At 33.0% G+C, this 16,765-nt stretch carries 19 protein-coding genes; 14 read left to right on the top strand and 5 right to left on the bottom strand.

Features of this window, described 5'->3' with window-relative positions:
* The first annotated feature begins 46 nt into the window (after nucleotides 1-46).
* Complete coding sequence (map, locus tag AN960_RS07105; protein ID WP_056468854.1) at nucleotides 47-793, top strand: type I methionyl aminopeptidase; 747 nt, start codon at nucleotides 47-49, stop codon at nucleotides 791-793.
* A 54-nt stretch (nucleotides 794-847) separates the two neighbouring features.
* Here map and AN960_RS07100 read toward each other — a convergent pair whose 3' ends face one another.
* On the bottom strand, nucleotides 848-1,240 hold the full coding sequence (locus tag AN960_RS07100; RefSeq protein WP_056468851.1) for a VOC family protein: 393 nt from the start codon (nucleotides 1,238-1,240) through the stop codon (nucleotides 848-850).
* A 160-nt stretch (nucleotides 1,241-1,400) separates the two neighbouring features.
* Here AN960_RS07100 and AN960_RS25020 point away from each other — a divergent pair, with 160 nt between their 5' ends.
* The 3 genes from AN960_RS25020 to AN960_RS07090 all read left to right on the top strand — a co-directional run bounded on the left by AN960_RS25020 (nucleotide 1,401) and on the right by AN960_RS07090 (nucleotide 4,144).
* Nucleotides 1,401-1,562 (top strand): RAxF-45 family protein, encoded by a 162-nt coding sequence (locus AN960_RS25020; protein WP_335410186.1) that lies wholly within the window; start codon nucleotides 1,401-1,403, stop codon nucleotides 1,560-1,562.
* 118 nt (nucleotides 1,563-1,680) lie between these two features.
* Nucleotides 1,681-3,564, top strand: a complete 1,884-nt coding sequence (gene abc-f, locus AN960_RS07095) for a ribosomal protection-like ABC-F family protein (RefSeq protein ID WP_056468849.1) — start codon at nucleotides 1,681-1,683, stop codon at nucleotides 3,562-3,564.
* A 148-nt stretch (nucleotides 3,565-3,712) separates the two neighbouring features.
* Nucleotides 3,713-4,144 carry a hypothetical protein gene (locus tag AN960_RS07090; RefSeq protein ID WP_056468846.1) on the top strand — a complete coding sequence of 144 codons (432 nt, stop codon included), beginning with the start codon at nucleotides 3,713-3,715 and terminating at the stop codon, nucleotides 4,142-4,144.
* Between the two features lie 326 nt (nucleotides 4,145-4,470).
* On the opposite strand, the gene AN960_RS07085 is transcribed toward AN960_RS07090, so the two are convergent.
* Complete coding sequence (locus AN960_RS07085; RefSeq protein WP_056468844.1) at nucleotides 4,471-5,463, bottom strand: Gfo/Idh/MocA family protein; 993 nt, start codon at nucleotides 5,461-5,463, stop codon at nucleotides 4,471-4,473.
* 99 nt (nucleotides 5,464-5,562) lie between these two features.
* On the opposite strand from AN960_RS07085, the gene AN960_RS07080 reads away from it, so the two are divergent.
* The gene (locus AN960_RS07080) at nucleotides 5,563-6,147 is read left to right on the top strand and encodes an LOG family protein (RefSeq protein WP_056468841.1); all 585 of its coding nucleotides are present in this window, start codon (nucleotides 5,563-5,565) and stop codon (nucleotides 6,145-6,147) included.
* 352 nt (nucleotides 6,148-6,499) lie between these two features.
* On the opposite strand, the gene AN960_RS07075 is transcribed toward AN960_RS07080, so the two are convergent.
* Nucleotides 6,500-6,742, bottom strand: a complete 243-nt coding sequence (locus AN960_RS07075; RefSeq protein WP_056468839.1) for a transporter suffix domain-containing protein — start codon at nucleotides 6,740-6,742, stop codon at nucleotides 6,500-6,502.
* A 109-nt stretch (nucleotides 6,743-6,851) separates the two neighbouring features.
* On the opposite strand from AN960_RS07075, the gene AN960_RS07070 reads away from it, so the two are divergent.
* The gene (locus tag AN960_RS07070; RefSeq protein WP_056468835.1) at nucleotides 6,852-7,775 is read left to right on the top strand and encodes an ABC transporter ATP-binding protein; all 924 of its coding nucleotides are present in this window, start codon (nucleotides 6,852-6,854) and stop codon (nucleotides 7,773-7,775) included.
* The gene (locus AN960_RS07065; protein ID WP_056468832.1) at nucleotides 7,768-8,733 is read left to right on the top strand and encodes an ABC transporter permease; all 966 of its coding nucleotides are present in this window, start codon (nucleotides 7,768-7,770) and stop codon (nucleotides 8,731-8,733) included. The genes AN960_RS07070 and AN960_RS07065 overlap by 8 nt, the downstream gene beginning before the upstream one ends.
* A gap of 41 nt (nucleotides 8,734-8,774) precedes the next feature.
* Here the strand turns inward: AN960_RS07065 and AN960_RS07060 are convergent, their stop codons facing one another.
* The gene (locus tag AN960_RS07060) at nucleotides 8,775-9,017 is read right to left on the bottom strand and encodes a hypothetical protein (protein ID WP_056468829.1); all 243 of its coding nucleotides are present in this window, start codon (nucleotides 9,015-9,017) and stop codon (nucleotides 8,775-8,777) included.
* A gap of 646 nt (nucleotides 9,018-9,663) precedes the next feature.
* Nucleotides 9,664-10,257, bottom strand: coding sequence for a TetR/AcrR family transcriptional regulator (locus tag AN960_RS07055; RefSeq protein ID WP_056468826.1), 594 nt, complete (start codon nucleotides 10,255-10,257; stop codon nucleotides 9,664-9,666).
* Nucleotides 10,258-10,416: 159 nt separating this feature from the next.
* Here AN960_RS07055 and AN960_RS07050 point away from each other — a divergent pair, with 159 nt between their 5' ends.
* The 7 genes from AN960_RS07050 (at nucleotide 10,417) to AN960_RS07020 (ending at nucleotide 16,726) form a co-directional block, all read left to right on the top strand.
* On the top strand, nucleotides 10,417-11,301 hold the full coding sequence (locus AN960_RS07050) for an ABC transporter ATP-binding protein (RefSeq protein WP_056468823.1): 885 nt from the start codon (nucleotides 10,417-10,419) through the stop codon (nucleotides 11,299-11,301).
* Nucleotides 11,302-11,307: 6 nt separating this feature from the next.
* A complete protein-coding gene (locus AN960_RS07045; protein WP_056468821.1) occupies nucleotides 11,308-12,105 on the top strand; it encodes an ABC transporter permease subunit in 798 nt (265 codons plus the stop codon).
* A 23-nt stretch (nucleotides 12,106-12,128) separates the two neighbouring features.
* Nucleotides 12,129-12,923: a DUF2705 family protein gene (locus AN960_RS07040; RefSeq protein ID WP_056468818.1), complete on the top strand. Its 795-nt coding sequence runs from the start codon at nucleotides 12,129-12,131 to the stop codon at nucleotides 12,921-12,923.
* 173 nt (nucleotides 12,924-13,096) lie between these two features.
* Nucleotides 13,097-14,371, top strand: a complete 1,275-nt coding sequence (gene kynU, locus AN960_RS07035; RefSeq protein ID WP_056468815.1) for a kynureninase — start codon at nucleotides 13,097-13,099, stop codon at nucleotides 14,369-14,371.
* A gap of 7 nt (nucleotides 14,372-14,378) precedes the next feature.
* Nucleotides 14,379-15,008: an arylformamidase gene (gene kynB / locus AN960_RS07030; RefSeq protein WP_056468812.1), complete on the top strand. Its 630-nt coding sequence runs from the start codon at nucleotides 14,379-14,381 to the stop codon at nucleotides 15,006-15,008.
* A 12-nt stretch (nucleotides 15,009-15,020) separates the two neighbouring features.
* Nucleotides 15,021-15,719, top strand: coding sequence for a tryptophan 2,3-dioxygenase family protein (locus AN960_RS07025; RefSeq protein WP_025672328.1), 699 nt, complete (start codon nucleotides 15,021-15,023; stop codon nucleotides 15,717-15,719).
* Between the two features lie 122 nt (nucleotides 15,720-15,841).
* On the top strand, nucleotides 15,842-16,726 hold the full coding sequence (locus AN960_RS07020) for a cation diffusion facilitator family transporter (protein ID WP_056469044.1): 885 nt from the start codon (nucleotides 15,842-15,844) through the stop codon (nucleotides 16,724-16,726).
* The last annotated feature ends 39 nt before the right edge of the window (nucleotides 16,727-16,765 follow it).

Raw genomic sequence — 16,765 nt, 5'->3', positions numbered from 1 at the left:
ATAATATAAGAAAGTCAAATTATTAAATAGAATCAGGAGCAATAAAATGATTATCAATAATGAACAAGAATTAGAAGCTTTAAGAAAGATCGGTCGTATCGTTGCGTTAGCGAGAGAGGAAATGAAAGCAAGAGCTGTTGTTGGAATGACAACTAAAGAATTAGATGAAATCGGTAGACAAGTTTTAGAGGAGCATGGTGCAACTTCAGCCCCACAAAAAGAGTATGATTTTCCTGGCACAACTTGTATTAGTGTTAATGAAGAAGTAGCCCATGGAATTCCAGGAGACAGAGTACTTCAAGATGGTGATTTAGTTAATGTCGACGTGTCAGCAGCATTAGATGGATACTACGCAGACACTGGAATCTCTTTCGTAGTTGGGAAAGGTGATTTATTAAAAGAGAAGCTTTGTAAAGTTGCAGAAGATGCATTTTGGGCTGCAATGAAAAAAACAAAAGCAGGTTCAAAACAAAACCAAATTGGAAGAGCAGTATATAATGAAGCAAGTAAAAATGGTTTAAATGTCATTGAAAATCTAACAGGCCACGGAATTGGAAAAAGCCTTCACGAAAGCCCACAACATATTTTAAGTTATTTCGATCCAATGGATAAAGCCTTATTAAAGGACGGTCTTGTATTAGCAGTTGAGCCGTTTATCTCTGCAAATGCAGACCACATTATCGAGTCAGGAGATGGCTGGACTTTTGTGACGCCAGATAAGAGTTTAGTTGCCCAATGTGAACATACAATTGTTGTAACAAAAGGTGAACCAATTATTTTAACTCAGATTTAAGAAATAAGAAAAGCGAAGAATTTAAGTTCTTCGCTTTTATTTTTTGGGTTACATTTACTTAGAATAATTTAACTCCCAAGTAAATCCGTTCTTATCTTTTACTACAGCAAATCTAGCATTCCAAAATGTGTCTTGAAGCTCCATATGAATTTCTCCGTCTTTTGATAACTTTTCATAAATCGACTTAATTTCACCTTCAGAACTCATGTCTAGTGTTGTCCAAACATTGTCACCTTTTGTTAATTGTCTAAATGCATCTGCAAAATAAATTACACAGTTTTCATTGATATGTAATTCTGCATGTATATATTTTCCTTCGTGCCCTTTAAACATTTCCATACCATCGCCGGTTTGTGTGTTTTTAATTTCCCCACCAAAGATTTGTTTGTAGTACTCCAGTTCTTCTTTACAGTTTTCAACGTAAATATGAGGTAAAATTTTTTTCATTTTTTTCTCCTCTTTCTTTAGGTCTAATGAATATTTATATATGAATTGCGAACAATAACTCACAGTTTTAAGTATAACCAAATAGAATAAGTATTGTGCTAAAAGTTAAAATATTTTATAATTTAAATAAATTTAAGTTCGAAAGGGAGGTGTAGAAAAGATGTTACGTTTTCAAATGGTTTGCGCACAAATGATAGAATTCTTATATTATTGTCGTGCAAAATTTGCGTTTTTAGCTGTTAACGGGATACGTCTGTCCATTTTTAACAATTTAACAACTCAAATAAAACGAAAACGTACTCTTTCCTACGACTTTAATTGATAAAATAATCGTGTGATTACACACTTCTATTTAAAATCATTATTTAAGCCATGGATGGGTTCATTAGTCTATGGCTTTTTTCTATGGATTGGTACGGAAAATAGAAGGAGAATTTATCATGATTGCATGTAGTATAGAAAAAATTTCAAAAATGTTTGGTGGAAATTCACTTTTTACAGAATTATCATTTCAAATACATCAAGGTAGCCGTGTAGGTTTAGTTGGAGCAAATGGAAGCGGTAAAACTAGTATTTTTAAACTTTTAACGGGCATAGAAGCACCTGACACTGGTTCAATTCATTTTAAAAAAGGATTAAAAACAGGTTACTTAGCTCAAATTCCTGTTTTTCCAGATGAGATGACTAGCAGGGATGTATTATTAACGGTTTTTGAAGAATTACGAAAAATAGAAAATGAAATGAAGCAATTAGAAATAAAAATGTCTAATACGGTAGATGAACGTACTTTAGAACAATTGCTAGTAAGTTATGGAACATTACAAGAGAAGTTTAGTAATAACGGTGGTTACGAGATGGAGGCTTCACTTGCGAAAATTGCTAATGGTTTAGGGATTACCGATTTACTTACTAAACAATTTGCTTCTTTAAGTGGTGGAGAAAAAACAAAAATTGGATTAGGAATCGTGCTTTTACAACAATCTGATTTACTATTACTTGATGAACCAACAAATCACCTAGATTTATCTGCTATTGAGTGGTTAGGTTCATACTTAAAGGAGTACGAAGGAACGATTATTGTCATCTCGCATGATCGTTATTTTTTAGATGAAGTTGTCAATCATATTTTAGAATTAGAAGATGGAGAAATTAACGTCTACCATACGAATTATTCACAATATGTTATTCAAAAAGAAGAAAGATTACTAAAAGAATTCCAGGCTTATGAGGAGCAGCAAAAGAAAATACAAAAAATGAAAGAAACGATTAAACGTTTAAGAGAATGGGCTAATCAAGCAAACCCACCGAATGCAGGTTTGCATAGAAGAGCTAGAAGTATGGAAAAAGCGCTAGAACGAATTGAGAGATTAAAACGCCCGATATTACAAAAAAAGAAAATGGCATTTCAATTAGAGGACTCTGGTCGCAGTGGAAAAGATGTAATTGTTGCCGAGAATCTTTCAAAATCCTTTGCAGACAAAGTTTTATTTAATCAGCTTAACTTTTCATTATATTATGGCGAAAGAGCAGTAATTGTAGGAGATAACGGGACGGGTAAATCAACTTTGTTGAAGATGATTTTAGGACAGTCATCAATCGAGGAAGGAAAAATTAAACTGGGCAGTAACATAAAGATCGGTTATTTGTCACAACATTACGAACCTGTTCATTCGGATCACACAGTACTTCAGGAATTTAGAGAGGAAGTACATGTTACAGAAGGTGAAGCACGTAATATATTGGCTGGCTTTTTATTTTACGGCTATATGGTCTATCGTAAAGTAAGTCAACTTAGTGGTGGAGAGAGAATGAGATTAAGATTAGCTCAACTTATGTATCAAGATATTAATTTATTGATCGTAGATGAGCCTACTAACCATTTAGATATTGAATCTAGAGAAGTACTAGAAGACGCTCTTGAAAAATTTAAAGGAACGATTCTTTCTGTCTCGCATGACCGTTATTTCATTAACAAGCTATTTTCAAAAATTTATTGGCTAGACAATGGAGAGCTTTTCGAATTTATTGATGAATACCAAATTGCGAAAGAAAAAATGACAATCAATCGAAATAATCGAGAAAAAGAAAAAGTAATCAAAACAAATTCGTATTCTAAACCGATAAAAATAAAAACAAAAATGCGAACGATCGAAGACATTGAAAATGAAATCTATTCTTTGGAAGAAGCAATCAGTGAAATCAATAAACAAATGTTACATGAAAATGATCTAAACATTTTACAGAATTATCATCGAGAACTTGAAGAATTAGAAATGAAATGTACCGCTTTATATAAAGAACTTGAAGAATGTATTGAATATTAAATTAAAGTATCTAATATAGGATTTATAGAAACTTATAGGCAAAAACATCAATTAAATAAATAAGTTAGTTAAATGTCTTAGTACTTGCTCGTGCCATCATCAGAATTAATATACTATAGGGATATGATTCTATTTAGGTGGTGAGTGCATGATATTTGATGAACTTTATAGCCGAGATCCTGGACCGGGTTATTCTCAACCAGGCCAAGGCCAAGGCCAAGGACAGGGACCGGGATACGGACCAGGTCAAGGGCACGGTCAAATGCCAGGACACGGTCAAATGCCAGGACACGGTCAAATGCCAGGACACGGTCAAGTGCCAGGACATGGTCAAGTGCCAGGACATGGTCAAATGCCAGGATATGGGCCAGGTCAAGGACACGGCCATGTGCCAGGATATGGACCAGGATATGGACACGGCCATGTGCCAGGATATGGACCAGGGCATGGGCACGGACCAGGATATGGGCCGGGACATGGGTTTCCTGGACCAGGAGGTTATTGGTCTGGAGGGTATTATATCCTTGGTGGTAGAAGATGGTACTTTGTGCCAGGAGTAGGATGGGTTGTTGTATATTAAAAAACAATAAAGCTGATTAATCTTTTTAATCAGCTCTTACATAAAATAGTAGTTCCAAAAACATCTATTCCTCAAATGGGTTATTTCGCCTATTTTATTGATATCCAAAGTTTACTTTTAGGATTATAAGAAGAGAATCCTAACGCTTAATTAAGCTATAAATAAAAATACCAGTATCCACCTAATCGGATAACTGGTATTTTTATTAATTTCTCTAGAAAGTATAAATTGGAAGCGCAGAAGAAAACTCGACGTTAGTTGCCAATTTTAGGAATTAAGTAAAAGTGCAACTACGCCTCTGTCTTCACCTAAGGCTCGCCAATCGGCTAGTTTTCTTTATTTTCAACTCCAAATACAATTCCGCCTTGCTTTCTTGCAGTTTCAGTTACTGTTAAAACTAGCTTGCTAAGCTCTTTTAAGTTTTCATATTCTGTTTGATTTGATTCTTTTATTATGCTAGTAATATTTTGGATTTCATATAGCATATCATTCGGGACTTGGCTAACTTCCAAAGACTCACGGTGCTTTGATTTATGGTTAATCAAAGTAATTTTTGAAATTGGAGATGGCTTATCAATAACTAAAGTTCCGATTTCACCAGTAATTTCACTTTCAATATATGATTGAGAGACTTTAGAGCATTGGATGCTACAGGTGAAGTTTTCATAATTTAACACTAATGTACCACTACCATCAATACCGGTACGCAATTTAACAGGAGTATAATTTACTGAGGCTGGTTTTCCAAATAAACCAATTACTACGTAAATTGGATAAACACCTAAATCTACTAATGCCCCACCAGAAAATTCTGGAGAGAAAACATTTGGATTCTCACCTCTAAGGAATGCATCATATTTAGAAGAATATTGTAGATAATGCAGATTAGCACTTCTAATTTGGCCGACTTTTTCTAGACCTTTTTTTAAAGCTGTAAAGTTAGGTGAGTGGAAGTTACGAATAGCTTCAAATAAATAAACTCCATTTTCTTCTGCAACTTTAAAGGCATGATCTAACTCATTAATTGTTGAGAAAATTGGTTTTTCACAAATGACATGTTTATTATTTTTTAATAATAAAATGGTTTGTTCATAGTGTAATGAGTTCGGGGATGCTATGTATACTACGTCGATATCAGGGCTTGTCGCTAACTCTTCAATATTCGTAAAATACTTAGGAGCGTTGTGCTTTGTAGCAAATGCCCTTGCAGTTTCTTCATTTCTAGAATAAATCGCTGTTAAATTAAGCAATTTACTATCCTTTGAAGCTTCGATAAAACTTTCTGTAATCCAGCTTGTTCCAATAGTACCTAAATTCATTTTTTCAACTCCTAAAAAAATTAGTTAACTTTATCTTTACAATCCTAATCGAAAGATATGTTAAAATAAAGTAAAATACATCGAAGGAAGTGACATTTTATGAAGAAAATTTGTGTTTATGCTGGTTCAAATCTTGGGAATAGAGAGTCATTTAGTCTTCAAGCAAAAAAACTAGGTGCCTTATTTGCTAGTAATAATATAGATTTAATTTATGGTGGATCAAGACTAGGAATTATGGCAGAAATTGCAAATGAATTGTTAAAACAAGGTGGAAATGTCATTGGCATTATGCCTGGTGGATTATTTCGTGGAGAGGTTGCCCATAAAGGGCTAACGCAATTCATTGAGACAGAATCAATGCATGAGCGAAAAGCTTTAATGAACGAGATGTCCGATGGGTTTATTGCACTGCCGGGCGGAATTGGTACTTTCGATGAATTATTTGAGATTATTTGTTGGGCACAAATTGGAATCCACAATAAGCCAATTGGTTTATTAAATGTTGATAACTTCTTTAGCCCTGTGTTAGATTTGCTTAAACATGCTGTAAAAGAAGGATTTATGAACGAAAATACACTTTCATTATTTGTTATTGCAGAAAATGCAGACGACCTACTAAAACTAATGCATAACTATGAACCACCTGTAATGCAAAATAAATGGAAGCAACTAGAAGGTAAATAATTGTTTTTGGTACTACCCACAAATTTGTGGGTTTTTTTATTGTGAAATTTAATTAAATTTTTGCAGAATTAGAGAGATTCCTAGATCTATTGCTTCACACAATAGATTAACAAAGTTCATAAGTTATCAACAATGTTCGATATAAGTTTGTACTTTTTAGTCTGAATTCACTAGTTATCAACAGACAAAGTCGATCTTAATTTGACTCTAATGTCTTTATGAATTAAAAATCATTACTTTATAAACATTGTTAACAACTTTATCAACAAATTTCACATTCTGTCCGCATTCTATCCACAACCAACATTTTGCATAAAAAAAAGGGCTACTTATGAGAGCATCCCTTTATTCATCAATTTTCTTGTTTTCTTCTATTTTTAAACCATTTTGCTGGGCTCAGTTTTTTACGATAGTTCGTCATAACATCTTTCCCTACAAATACTCCACCAATCCAAAACATTCCTTCTCCAAGAATAACTAATAGAGCGATCAGACCGGCTTTTAAGCTCCCAGAAACAGGTAAAAAAGGTAAAGCAAAGATTAATAAATATGGGATAAATGAGCCAAATACTAAGTAATATGGTATTCTTTTCATGATGTTCTCCTTTCAATTCCTTCCATGAGAATAGCATTAATTATTGAGAAAAGGAAGGGGAAAACTTTATAGTTAGTAAGTTATTATTGCAGAAATAGGAGGCCTCAAGATGAATCGAGATATTGTTCTTGAGCTAAAAAGTGTAAATAAGACGATTAGCAATCAAAAGATTATTAAAGATATTAGTTTCGAGTTATATAAAGGGGAAGTTTTAGGTTTACTTGGGCCAAATGGTTCAGGAAAAACGACGACAATGCGAATGATTGTTGGACTTATGAGTATCACGAGTGGTGAGATTTATATCCAAGGCAATTCGATTAAGGAAAACTTTAAAGAATCAATCAAACATATCGGAGCAATGATTGAAACTCCTGCATTTTATCCTTTTTATAGTGGGTATAAAAATTTAATGTATTTTGCTCGAATGTTAGAAGGTGTCTCGAAGGAGAGAGTTCTTGAGGTTATTGATTTACTTGGACTTTCGCATGCTATACATAAAAAGTTTTCAACGTATTCATTAGGGATGAAGCAAAGATTAGGAATTGCCCAAGCGTTATTACATAATCCTTCAATTTTAATTTTAGATGAGCCAACTAATGGATTGGACCCGGCTGGAGTAAGAGAAATCCGTGATTATTTAAAACGGATTGCTGAGGTCGAACAAACAGCAATCCTACTATCTAGTCATCTATTATCTGAAATAGAATTGATTTGTGATCGCTCAATCATTATTCAAAATGGTCAATTTGTTGAATCAATTGAGCTGAATGATAAAAGTGGTGAGAAGTTTTTTATAGAAATAGTGGTAAAAAGCACGAAAGTTTTTGAAAATAGTTTTACAAATCGAGATAACAAGTACAAATTTGACATTATTAATGATCAATCAATTATTTTTGAAATTGATGAGGAAGATATTCCTTCATTAATGAAAGAGTTGGTACTGGCAGGAATAGAGATTTATTATGTAACGCGCAAAAAAGAAAGGTTAGAAGATCTGTTCATTCAATTGACAGGAGGAAATGTCATTGAGTAATTTTATACGATTAATAGAGAACGAATTACGTAAAATATTCGTTCAAAAATCATTTATCATCACGCTAATTTTACTATTTATCCCAATTATTGTCCTTGGAAGATGGGATTATGTAGAAAAGGAAAGCGGAGCAGCAAAAGCTGAAAACTGGAGAACAGAATTAAAAATAGAAAATAAAAAGATAGAAGAAGTATTAGCAGGGCAAAACTCTTCCGACTTGCCCGCATTTGCAAAAGAGCAAAAAGAGACATATGAGATCAATAAGTATCGTCTTGCACATAATTTTTCACCAATTCAACAACACACTGTGTTGGACTTTATGAAAAAAGGTGCAGTCGTAACGAACATTATTGGAATCCTTCTGATTTATTTTGCAAGTAATATGATGTCAAAAGAACATCAGTGGAAAACAATAAATTTCTTGCTCGTTAAACCATCAACAAGACGAATGATTTATTATGCAAAATTTATCAGTTTGGTAATATTATATTTCATCTTTTCTTTTGCAATCATTATTTACTCATTCATTATAGGTAGCGCGTTAAACGGTTTAAATTTTAGTGCACAACCAGTATTACAATATGTAAACAATCATGTAGTAGAGCAAGGTATTTTACCAAGTTTACTAAACGATTATTTAATTAATCTACTACCATACTTGTTCTTTGTTGCTGTTGCTTATTTCTTATCAACAGTTTTAAGGACAAGTAGTATTTCTTTATTAATAAGTATAATCCTATTAGCAACTTCCGATGGGATAGGAACATTATTAAGAGAGAAAAGTTGGTCTAAGTTCTTACCATTTATGCACACTGATTTAACAGTTTATACAAAGGGGATCAATATAGAAAACGGCATGAGAATTGAATTTTCTATAGCAGTATTGATCATTTATATTTTAATATTTCTTGTCACTGCTGGCGAAATCTTTAAGAAGAGGGACGTTGCTGGACAATAGAAAAAAGGATAAGGTAAAGCGCCTTATCCTTTTACTCTATTCTATCTCTCCTTCAGCATTGATCCGTATGGAATGGTATTAGTACTAGATGTTTTGTAAATTGAGCAAACGTTGAATTGTGCAGATTTGTTATACTCCCATTTAAGACATGCGTTTTGGTTGTATTCTACTGAGGAATCAGTTGTGAAAAAAATAACAGCTAGACTGAAAATGGTAAATCCACCAATTAAGCCACGTTTAATTTCATCGCAATTTTCTTTAAGCCATAGAATCGTTTTGCGCATATACTCCTCCAAGAGTTTAAAATAAATATAAGTAATTCATTCTATGAACAAAAAGGGTAAGATAATACAAAACTAGGGATAAGTTTGACTAGAAGAATATTCCAAAAAGTAAAGATGCCTTTTAGGTGTTCAAATATAAAACGATCAATAGAGAAAACGGACATTAAATGAACATTTATTAATGATGAAATTTTCATTTTTTGGATGATCTAGCTATTAATGGTTTTAAATTTTATTATGTATGATCAATTTTATGATTCAAATAACACCAGTAATGGTTTTTTCAGAAGTAAAAAATATTATGAGCTAATTTTTATTGATTAGTTTATTAATTAATTCGATATCAATTGACCTACAAACTAATCAATAAACAACTGTTAGGATATTCTAAGTAAAGGCTATTTGATTAGGATTTATTGCAGAATTCTTTTTGATGAATAAGTTGATTGGAACGAAAGGGGTGCTCGACTCCTATGGGATAAGCGGGAAGGCTGAGACCCCGCATCCTGTAGTGGAAATCAACATCGCTCTACTCCTTTACGAAAATTGGTAAGTTAATTGACAAGGTTGTTTTTCAACAGCGTGAAGGCATCTTTCCCTAAGTAAAGATGCCTTTTTTTATAACTATTCTGCCGATTATTCTATTTTAGTCCTCTTGTTTCAGTAATCCATATAAGAAGATATTCATAATTTCATCTACTACTTCTTTTTGTTGGATATATTGTGAGGTTGTTTGGTCCATATTTAAAAAAGCTTGGCTCAAGACTTGGATATAGATTAATAATGTTTGGTTTTGAACCTCATTTCGAACTAAACCTAATGAACGTCCTTCATCGATTAGCGAGATCAGCATTTTGAATGATTTGTTCATTGTAAAATCTAAAACTAATTCTTGAAGTTCTGAGTCTTTTTTCATTAATGCTGTAAACATTTCAAGATTAATTATATCCAGAGCGTTTTTCTTACGAATAAATAATTCCTTAATTTTTTCATTAAAAGGAATATCACTTGAAATCATTTGTTTTGTTTCTTCGTATTGATGATCCATTAATCGAATAATTGTAGCTTTTAGTAGGGCTTCTTTACTACCATAATAATTGTAAATTGATACTTGTGATACATTCGCTAACTTTGCAATATCTGCTATTTTTATATCATTTAAAGGTAATGACAATAATTTAGTTGTACTTTTTTCAATGCTCTCCATTTTCTGCAGAGTTCGTTTTTTATATCCGTCCAATATTGATACCTCCGTCATTATCTATATAATAGTATATCATGTTTTGAAATATTTTATTAAAATTATTTCAAAACATATTCTCTTTTTTATGATTGAGGTATATACTAGTTTTGTAATAATCACAAATAAATATTTCAAAACAAAGCGGGAGGTTCATTTATGTACGCGATTGAAATTAATAATTTAACGAAGACCTATGGCAATTCTAGAGGAATTACAGATATAAGTTTCAATATAGAAGAGGGAGAAATATTCGGATTCATTGGTCCAAATGGTGCAGGTAAATCAACTACAATTCGAACATTACTTTCGCTAATTTATCCTACGACTGGTAGTGCTAAAATATTTGGAAAGGACTGTGTACAGTTTGCTCCAGAAATAAAAAAAGAAATCGGTTATTTGCCATCTGAAGTTTTTTATTATGACAATATGAAAGTAATGGATTTGTTAAAATACTCAGCTAGTTTTTATAAAAAAGATTGCACGAAAAGAATAAAAGAATTAGCTGAAGTTATGGACCTCGATTTAACGAAGAAGATTGATGATTTATCTTTAGGTAATAAAAAGAAGGTAGGGATTGTCCAAGGATTACTTCATGAACCGAAGTTAATTATATTGGATGAACCGACAAGTGGTCTTGATCCTTTAATGCAGCAAAGATTTTTTGACTTATTAGAGGAGGAAAATAAAAAAGGAGCAACGATTTTATTTTCATCACACATTTTAAGTGAAGTTCAACGTTTATGTGATCGAGTTGCAATTATTAAAGAAGGTAAGATTGTTACAGTAGAAAAAATAAGCACGTTACAAGAAAACAATTACAAACGATTTAAAATAGATATTCAAAACGAAGTAGATCCAAATTTCTTCAATATGCCAGGGGTAAATAATATTGAAATCAAAGGTAAAACGATTAGCTTTATTTTTAAAGGCAATATAAATAAAGTTTTGAAAAAAATAGCGGAAATCGAAATTGAAAATTTATGGATTGAAGAGCCTGACCTGGAGGAAATTTTCTTACATTATTATGAAAAGGAGGCCTAATAAGCAATGAATATTTTTTTACACGAATTAAAAGCTTATCGGAAATCCACCTTCATTTGGACGGCTTCTTTAATAGCAATCGTCGTTTTTTTCTTATCTTTATTCCCAGCTATTGCAAAGGACTATGCAGAGTTTTCAAAAGTGCTAGAGGGTTATCCGGCAGGAGTAAGAAAAGCACTGGGACTTGAGATTGAAAGCTTTGGTAACATATTAGGATTTTACTCGTATGTATTTATCTATATTTCTCTTTGTGGAGCGATTCAAGCGATGACTTTAGGTACTTCAATTATTTCAAAAGAAGTACGTGAAAAAACAGCCGATTTTCTTCTAACAAAACCAGTTACTAGAACAAAAGTTATGACTTCAAAGATTTTTGCAGGTATTGTTTCATTAGCGATTACAAATGTATTCTTTCTAGTAGCAACTATTATAATGGCTGAGTACGTAAAAACAGCGGATTATAGTAGTAAGTCAATTATATTACTATCTGTTTCGTTGTTTATTACGCAGATACTCTTTTTTGGAATTGGCATTTTAATTTCAGTTGTATTTCCAAAAATCAAAGCAGTGCTATCAATTTCACTTGCGATTGTTTTCGGATTTTTTGTAGTTGGAATGGTAGTGGCTACAGATGAAAGCAATGCCAAACGTTTTCTATCACCTTTTAAATATTTTGAACCGAAATATATAATTGCACATTCGAAATTTGAATCACCATTTTTAACTTTGTCGATCGGAATTATTATTGTTTCAATGATTGCAAGCTATGTGATTTATAAGAAGAGGGATGTTCATGCAGTATAAGTTAAAGGAAAGGGAGGGTGGAAATGAACATATTTTTTAGAGAAATGAAGACATATCGTAAATCGATTATTTTTTGGTGTATCGGAATTGTTTTTTTAGTAGGTAGTGGAATGGCGAAATATAAAGCAACAGCTTCGAATGGTCAAATTACTGAACTCTTCAATCAAATGCCGAAATCCCTTCAAGCGATCATGGGCTCAGGAGCGCTAGATTTATCAAAGGCAAGCGGATATTTTGGCATCTTAGTTTTATATTTATATTTAATGGCAACGATTCACGCGGCAATGCTAGGCGCTAATATAATTGCTAAAGAAGAGCGAGATAAAACAGCTGAGTTTTTATTTGTAAAACCTATTTCTAGAATTAAGATCATAACTTCTAAATTAATGAGTGCTCTAGTAAACATTCTTATTTTTAACGGTATTACATGGATATCAAGTGTACTAATAGTAGGAAAGTATAGTAAAGGTGAGAATGTAAATGGTGATATAGCAGTGGTAATGGTCGGGATGTTTATTTTACAGCTATTATTTTTAGTAATTGGTTCGGCTGTAGCTGCAGTTTGTAAAAATTCCAAAAAGGCTGCCTCTTATGCAACTGGTATTCTATTAATCACATTTATTTTATCAATTGCAATTGATTTGAATAATCGGATTGAAGGGTTAAAATATCTTACACCTTTTAAGTACTTTGAGGCGAAAGATATTATGTATGGTCGAGGATTTGATGGGATTTATACAACTATTTCAATCGGATTAATTGTAATATTAACTATTGTCACATATGTTTCGTTTAAGAAACGGGACCTACATTTGTAAGGAAAAGCAATTAAATCGAAGAATAAATTGTGTCAAAATCTAAGATAGGGATATTTTGGATTTGTTGGCACTTTTTTTATTTAATATTATATTCAGAAAATATTGACATATATTATTAATCGCAATACCTTTAATATAGTAGGTTATTTCTTGCAAGGGGGTAAAACAAGGGGATGTTTCAACCAACAAAAGAATTTGCAGAATTTCTAGATCAAAAAGATTCATTATCAAATTATCGTAGTGAGTTCTACTTACAACCCAATACAATCTATTTAGATGGAAATTCTCTAGGGCTTCTTTCAAAAAGAGCAGAACAAAGTTTACTAGATTTATTAGATTCATGGAAGACACTTGCAATTGATGGATGGATGCAGGGCGATCATCCATGGTATTATTTTGCAGAAAAATTGGGAGCATTAAGTGCACCATTAGTTGGGGCAAACGAGAATGAAGTGATTGTAACTGGTTCAACAACTACAAATCTTCATCAATTAATTGCCTCTTTCTATCATCCAACAGGTCAGAAAACGAAAATATTAGCAGATGAATTAAACTTCCCGTCTGATATTTATGCAATTCAAAGTCAATTAAGATTAAAGGGCTTTGATCCAGAAACTCATTTAATTCAAGTTAAAAGCCGTGATTGTCGAACAATTAGAGAAGAAGATATTATTGAAGCAATGACTGATGAAATTGCCTTAATTATTCTTCCGACTGTTTTATACCGAAGCGGTCAATTATTAGATATAGAAAGATTAACAAAAGCTGCACATGAGCGAGGAATAGTAATCGGCTTTGATGGATGCCATTCTGTTGGTGCAATCCCTCATCAGTTCCATGAATGGGACGTCGATTTTGCTTATTGGTGTAATTATAAATATTTAAATAGTGGACCAGGTGGAGTGGGAAGCCTATTTGTTCACGAAAAACATTTTGGGACTATGCCTGGACTAGCTGGTTGGTTCGGTTCAAATAAAGAAAAGCAGTTCGATATGAAGCATGAATTTGTTCCGTCTGATACAGTTGGTGCTTATCAAATTGGTACCCCGCATATTTTAAGCATGGCACCGCTTGTTGGCTCACTTGAAATGTATAAAGAAGCTACAATTGAAAAAATTCGAGAAAAGTCTTTACACAGTACAGCTTACCTAATGAGCTTAATCAATGAAGAATTAAGTGACTTTGGTTTTACAATTGGTAATCCACTTGATGATTCAGATCGTGGTGGACATGTTTGTCTTGAACACGATGATGCTGCAAGGATTTGTAAAGCATTAAAGTTAAATGGGATTGTTCCAGACTTTAGAGCACCAAACGTAATCAGATTAGCACCAATCGCATTTTATACTTCTTATGTGGATGTATGGAATAGTGTACAAATCTTAAAGAAAATCATGGTTGAGAAACAATATGAACAGTTTAAGAATGAACGAGAAATCATCGCTTAGGAGTTGTATGCCAATGACTTTAATTGATATATCAAGAAGACTTGAAGATGGTATGCCTGTATGGCCAGGTGATACAAATTTTTCATTCCAATTGAGTTGGACAAAAGAAGAAAGTGGCTCTGTTAATGTTGGGAGGTTAACTTTCAGTACTCACACAGGAACGCATATTGATGCACCATTTCATTTTGATGAAAATGGTAAGAGAGTCATAGATTTAGATCCTAATTTATATGTAGGGATTGCAAAAGTAATCGAGTTGATTGAAGTAGATAGCATTAAAAAGTCGGATTTAGAATCTTTTCATTTCGATGGTGTAGAACGTTTATTAATTAAAACAAATTCATGGAAAAATGATAGCGTTTTCCCAGAGAGAATTCCACATATTGAAAAGGATGCAGCAGAGTTTTTACATGAAAAAGGCGTTAAATTAGTTGGAGTAGATGTACCTTCAGTAGACCCACTTGATAGTAAGGAACTAGAAGCACATCATGCTCTTCATCATGCGGGTATTCATATTCTTGAATCGATTGATTTAAGAAATGTAACTCCTGGTGAGTATGAGCTTATTGCATTACCGCTACCATTAACAGACGCAGATGGTAGTCCAGTACGAGCAGTTTTACGTAAATTAGTTTAGGGGGATTTAGAAATGACACAAGAGCAAAAAAAACTGACAGATTACGAAAAGTATATTCGAACAGAAGAATTATTAAGTTTACAAAAACCTGACGAAGAATTATTTTGTCCGGATGAATTAACGTTTCAAACGGTTCACCAAATTGCTGAGTTACATTTTAAATTAATCATCCAATCTATTCATTTTGCAGATAAACACATGCGTGCAAAAGAGGTTACGAAAGCAACACATCACTTACAACGCATTAATAATCACCTAGTACATTTACCAGCAGTATTTGATATGGTAAAACTAGTAAGTCCAAGTGACTATCATATTATTCGTTTAGCTTTAGGAAGAGGTAGCGGTCAAGATTCTCCTGGATTTAATGAAATCTTAAAATTAGGTCCAACACTTTGGCAGCCTTTTAAAGATTTATTAGATGAAAATTTACTTACACCTGTTCAATTACATCAAGATGCAGCTAAAAACTTTGAGTTATTCCAATTAATGCAAGAATTAACTTGCTTCGATGAAAGATTCCAATCATTCCGCAGACAGCATATTCAACTTGTTCGACGCATGATTGGTATGAATACAAAGAGCTTAAAAGGAGTACCAGCAGAAGCATTAGAACGTGCTGTACGATTTGAATTTTATCCTGAATTATGGCAAACGGTTTGTGACTTAACAGATTTAACGGGATCAAGCTATAATCCAAAGCCACTTTAATAATAGAGGGATGATAAAAACAGATTCGATTATTCGGATCTGTTTTTTTTTACTTAAAATGGAAAAATTGCATTATGGGTATGATAAGCCCATATGATTTTTTAGTAGAGCGGGGTGAGTTCATGGAGAAAAATCTTCAAAAGCAATTAGACTTTGCTGCTTTTTTAAGTGTTATTTCCTACTTAGTTCTTGCGACTGTAAAAGTACTTGTTAGTTTTTATACAGATTCTAGTGCTCTTTTAGCTGATGGACTTAATAATGTAACTGATATTGGTGCGACTTTGGCTGTATTTATCGGAATAAGAATCGCACGAAAACCGAGAGATTTAGACCATCCTTATGGACATTCAAGAGCAGAGCAAATAGCTACTTTAATTGCGTCTTTTATTATGATGTCAGTTGGTTTACAGGTTATTATTGAAAATATACGATCACTTTTCGTAGGAGAATATGAAACTCCGAATAGACTAGCAGCTGTAGTGGCATTTGCTTCTGGAATTTTTATGTTTGGCATTTACTTTTATAATAATAAAGTTGCTAAGAGAACGAAGAGTAAAGGGCTTGAGGCATCAGCGAAAGATAATTTTTCCGATGCATTAGTTAGCTTCGGAACGACGATTGGTGTTTTAGGTGCTTCGATTGGTTTTCCTATTATCGATCCAATCGCAGCCATTTTAGTAGGTGTCATTATTTGCAAAACGGCATGGGAGATCTTTTATGACGCAACCCTCCTATTAACGGATGGATTCGATCCAGAAGAAATGAATCTTTTTACAGAAACAGTTGATAAAGTACCAGGTGTACATAAAGTTGTAGATCTAAGAGCAAGAATGTACGGAAATACAACAATCGCAGATGTAGTCATAGAAGTAGACGGTGGAATAGATGTGAGTAAAAGTCACGGCATCACAGACCAAATCGAAATGATATTAAGCGAACAACATGGAATTCAATATACACACATTCATGTTGAGCCATTAAGGTCAGGTAGAGCAGGAAAGGATTAAGGTATATAAAACAGGAAAAGGGGATCGGAAAAGAATTTA

This window comes from Bacillus sp. FJAT-25509, from assembly GCF_001420605.1.
GTDB lineage: Bacteria > Bacillota > Bacilli > Bacillales > Bacillaceae_G > Gottfriedia.
This window is presented reverse-complemented; position numbering and strand designations above follow the sequence as displayed.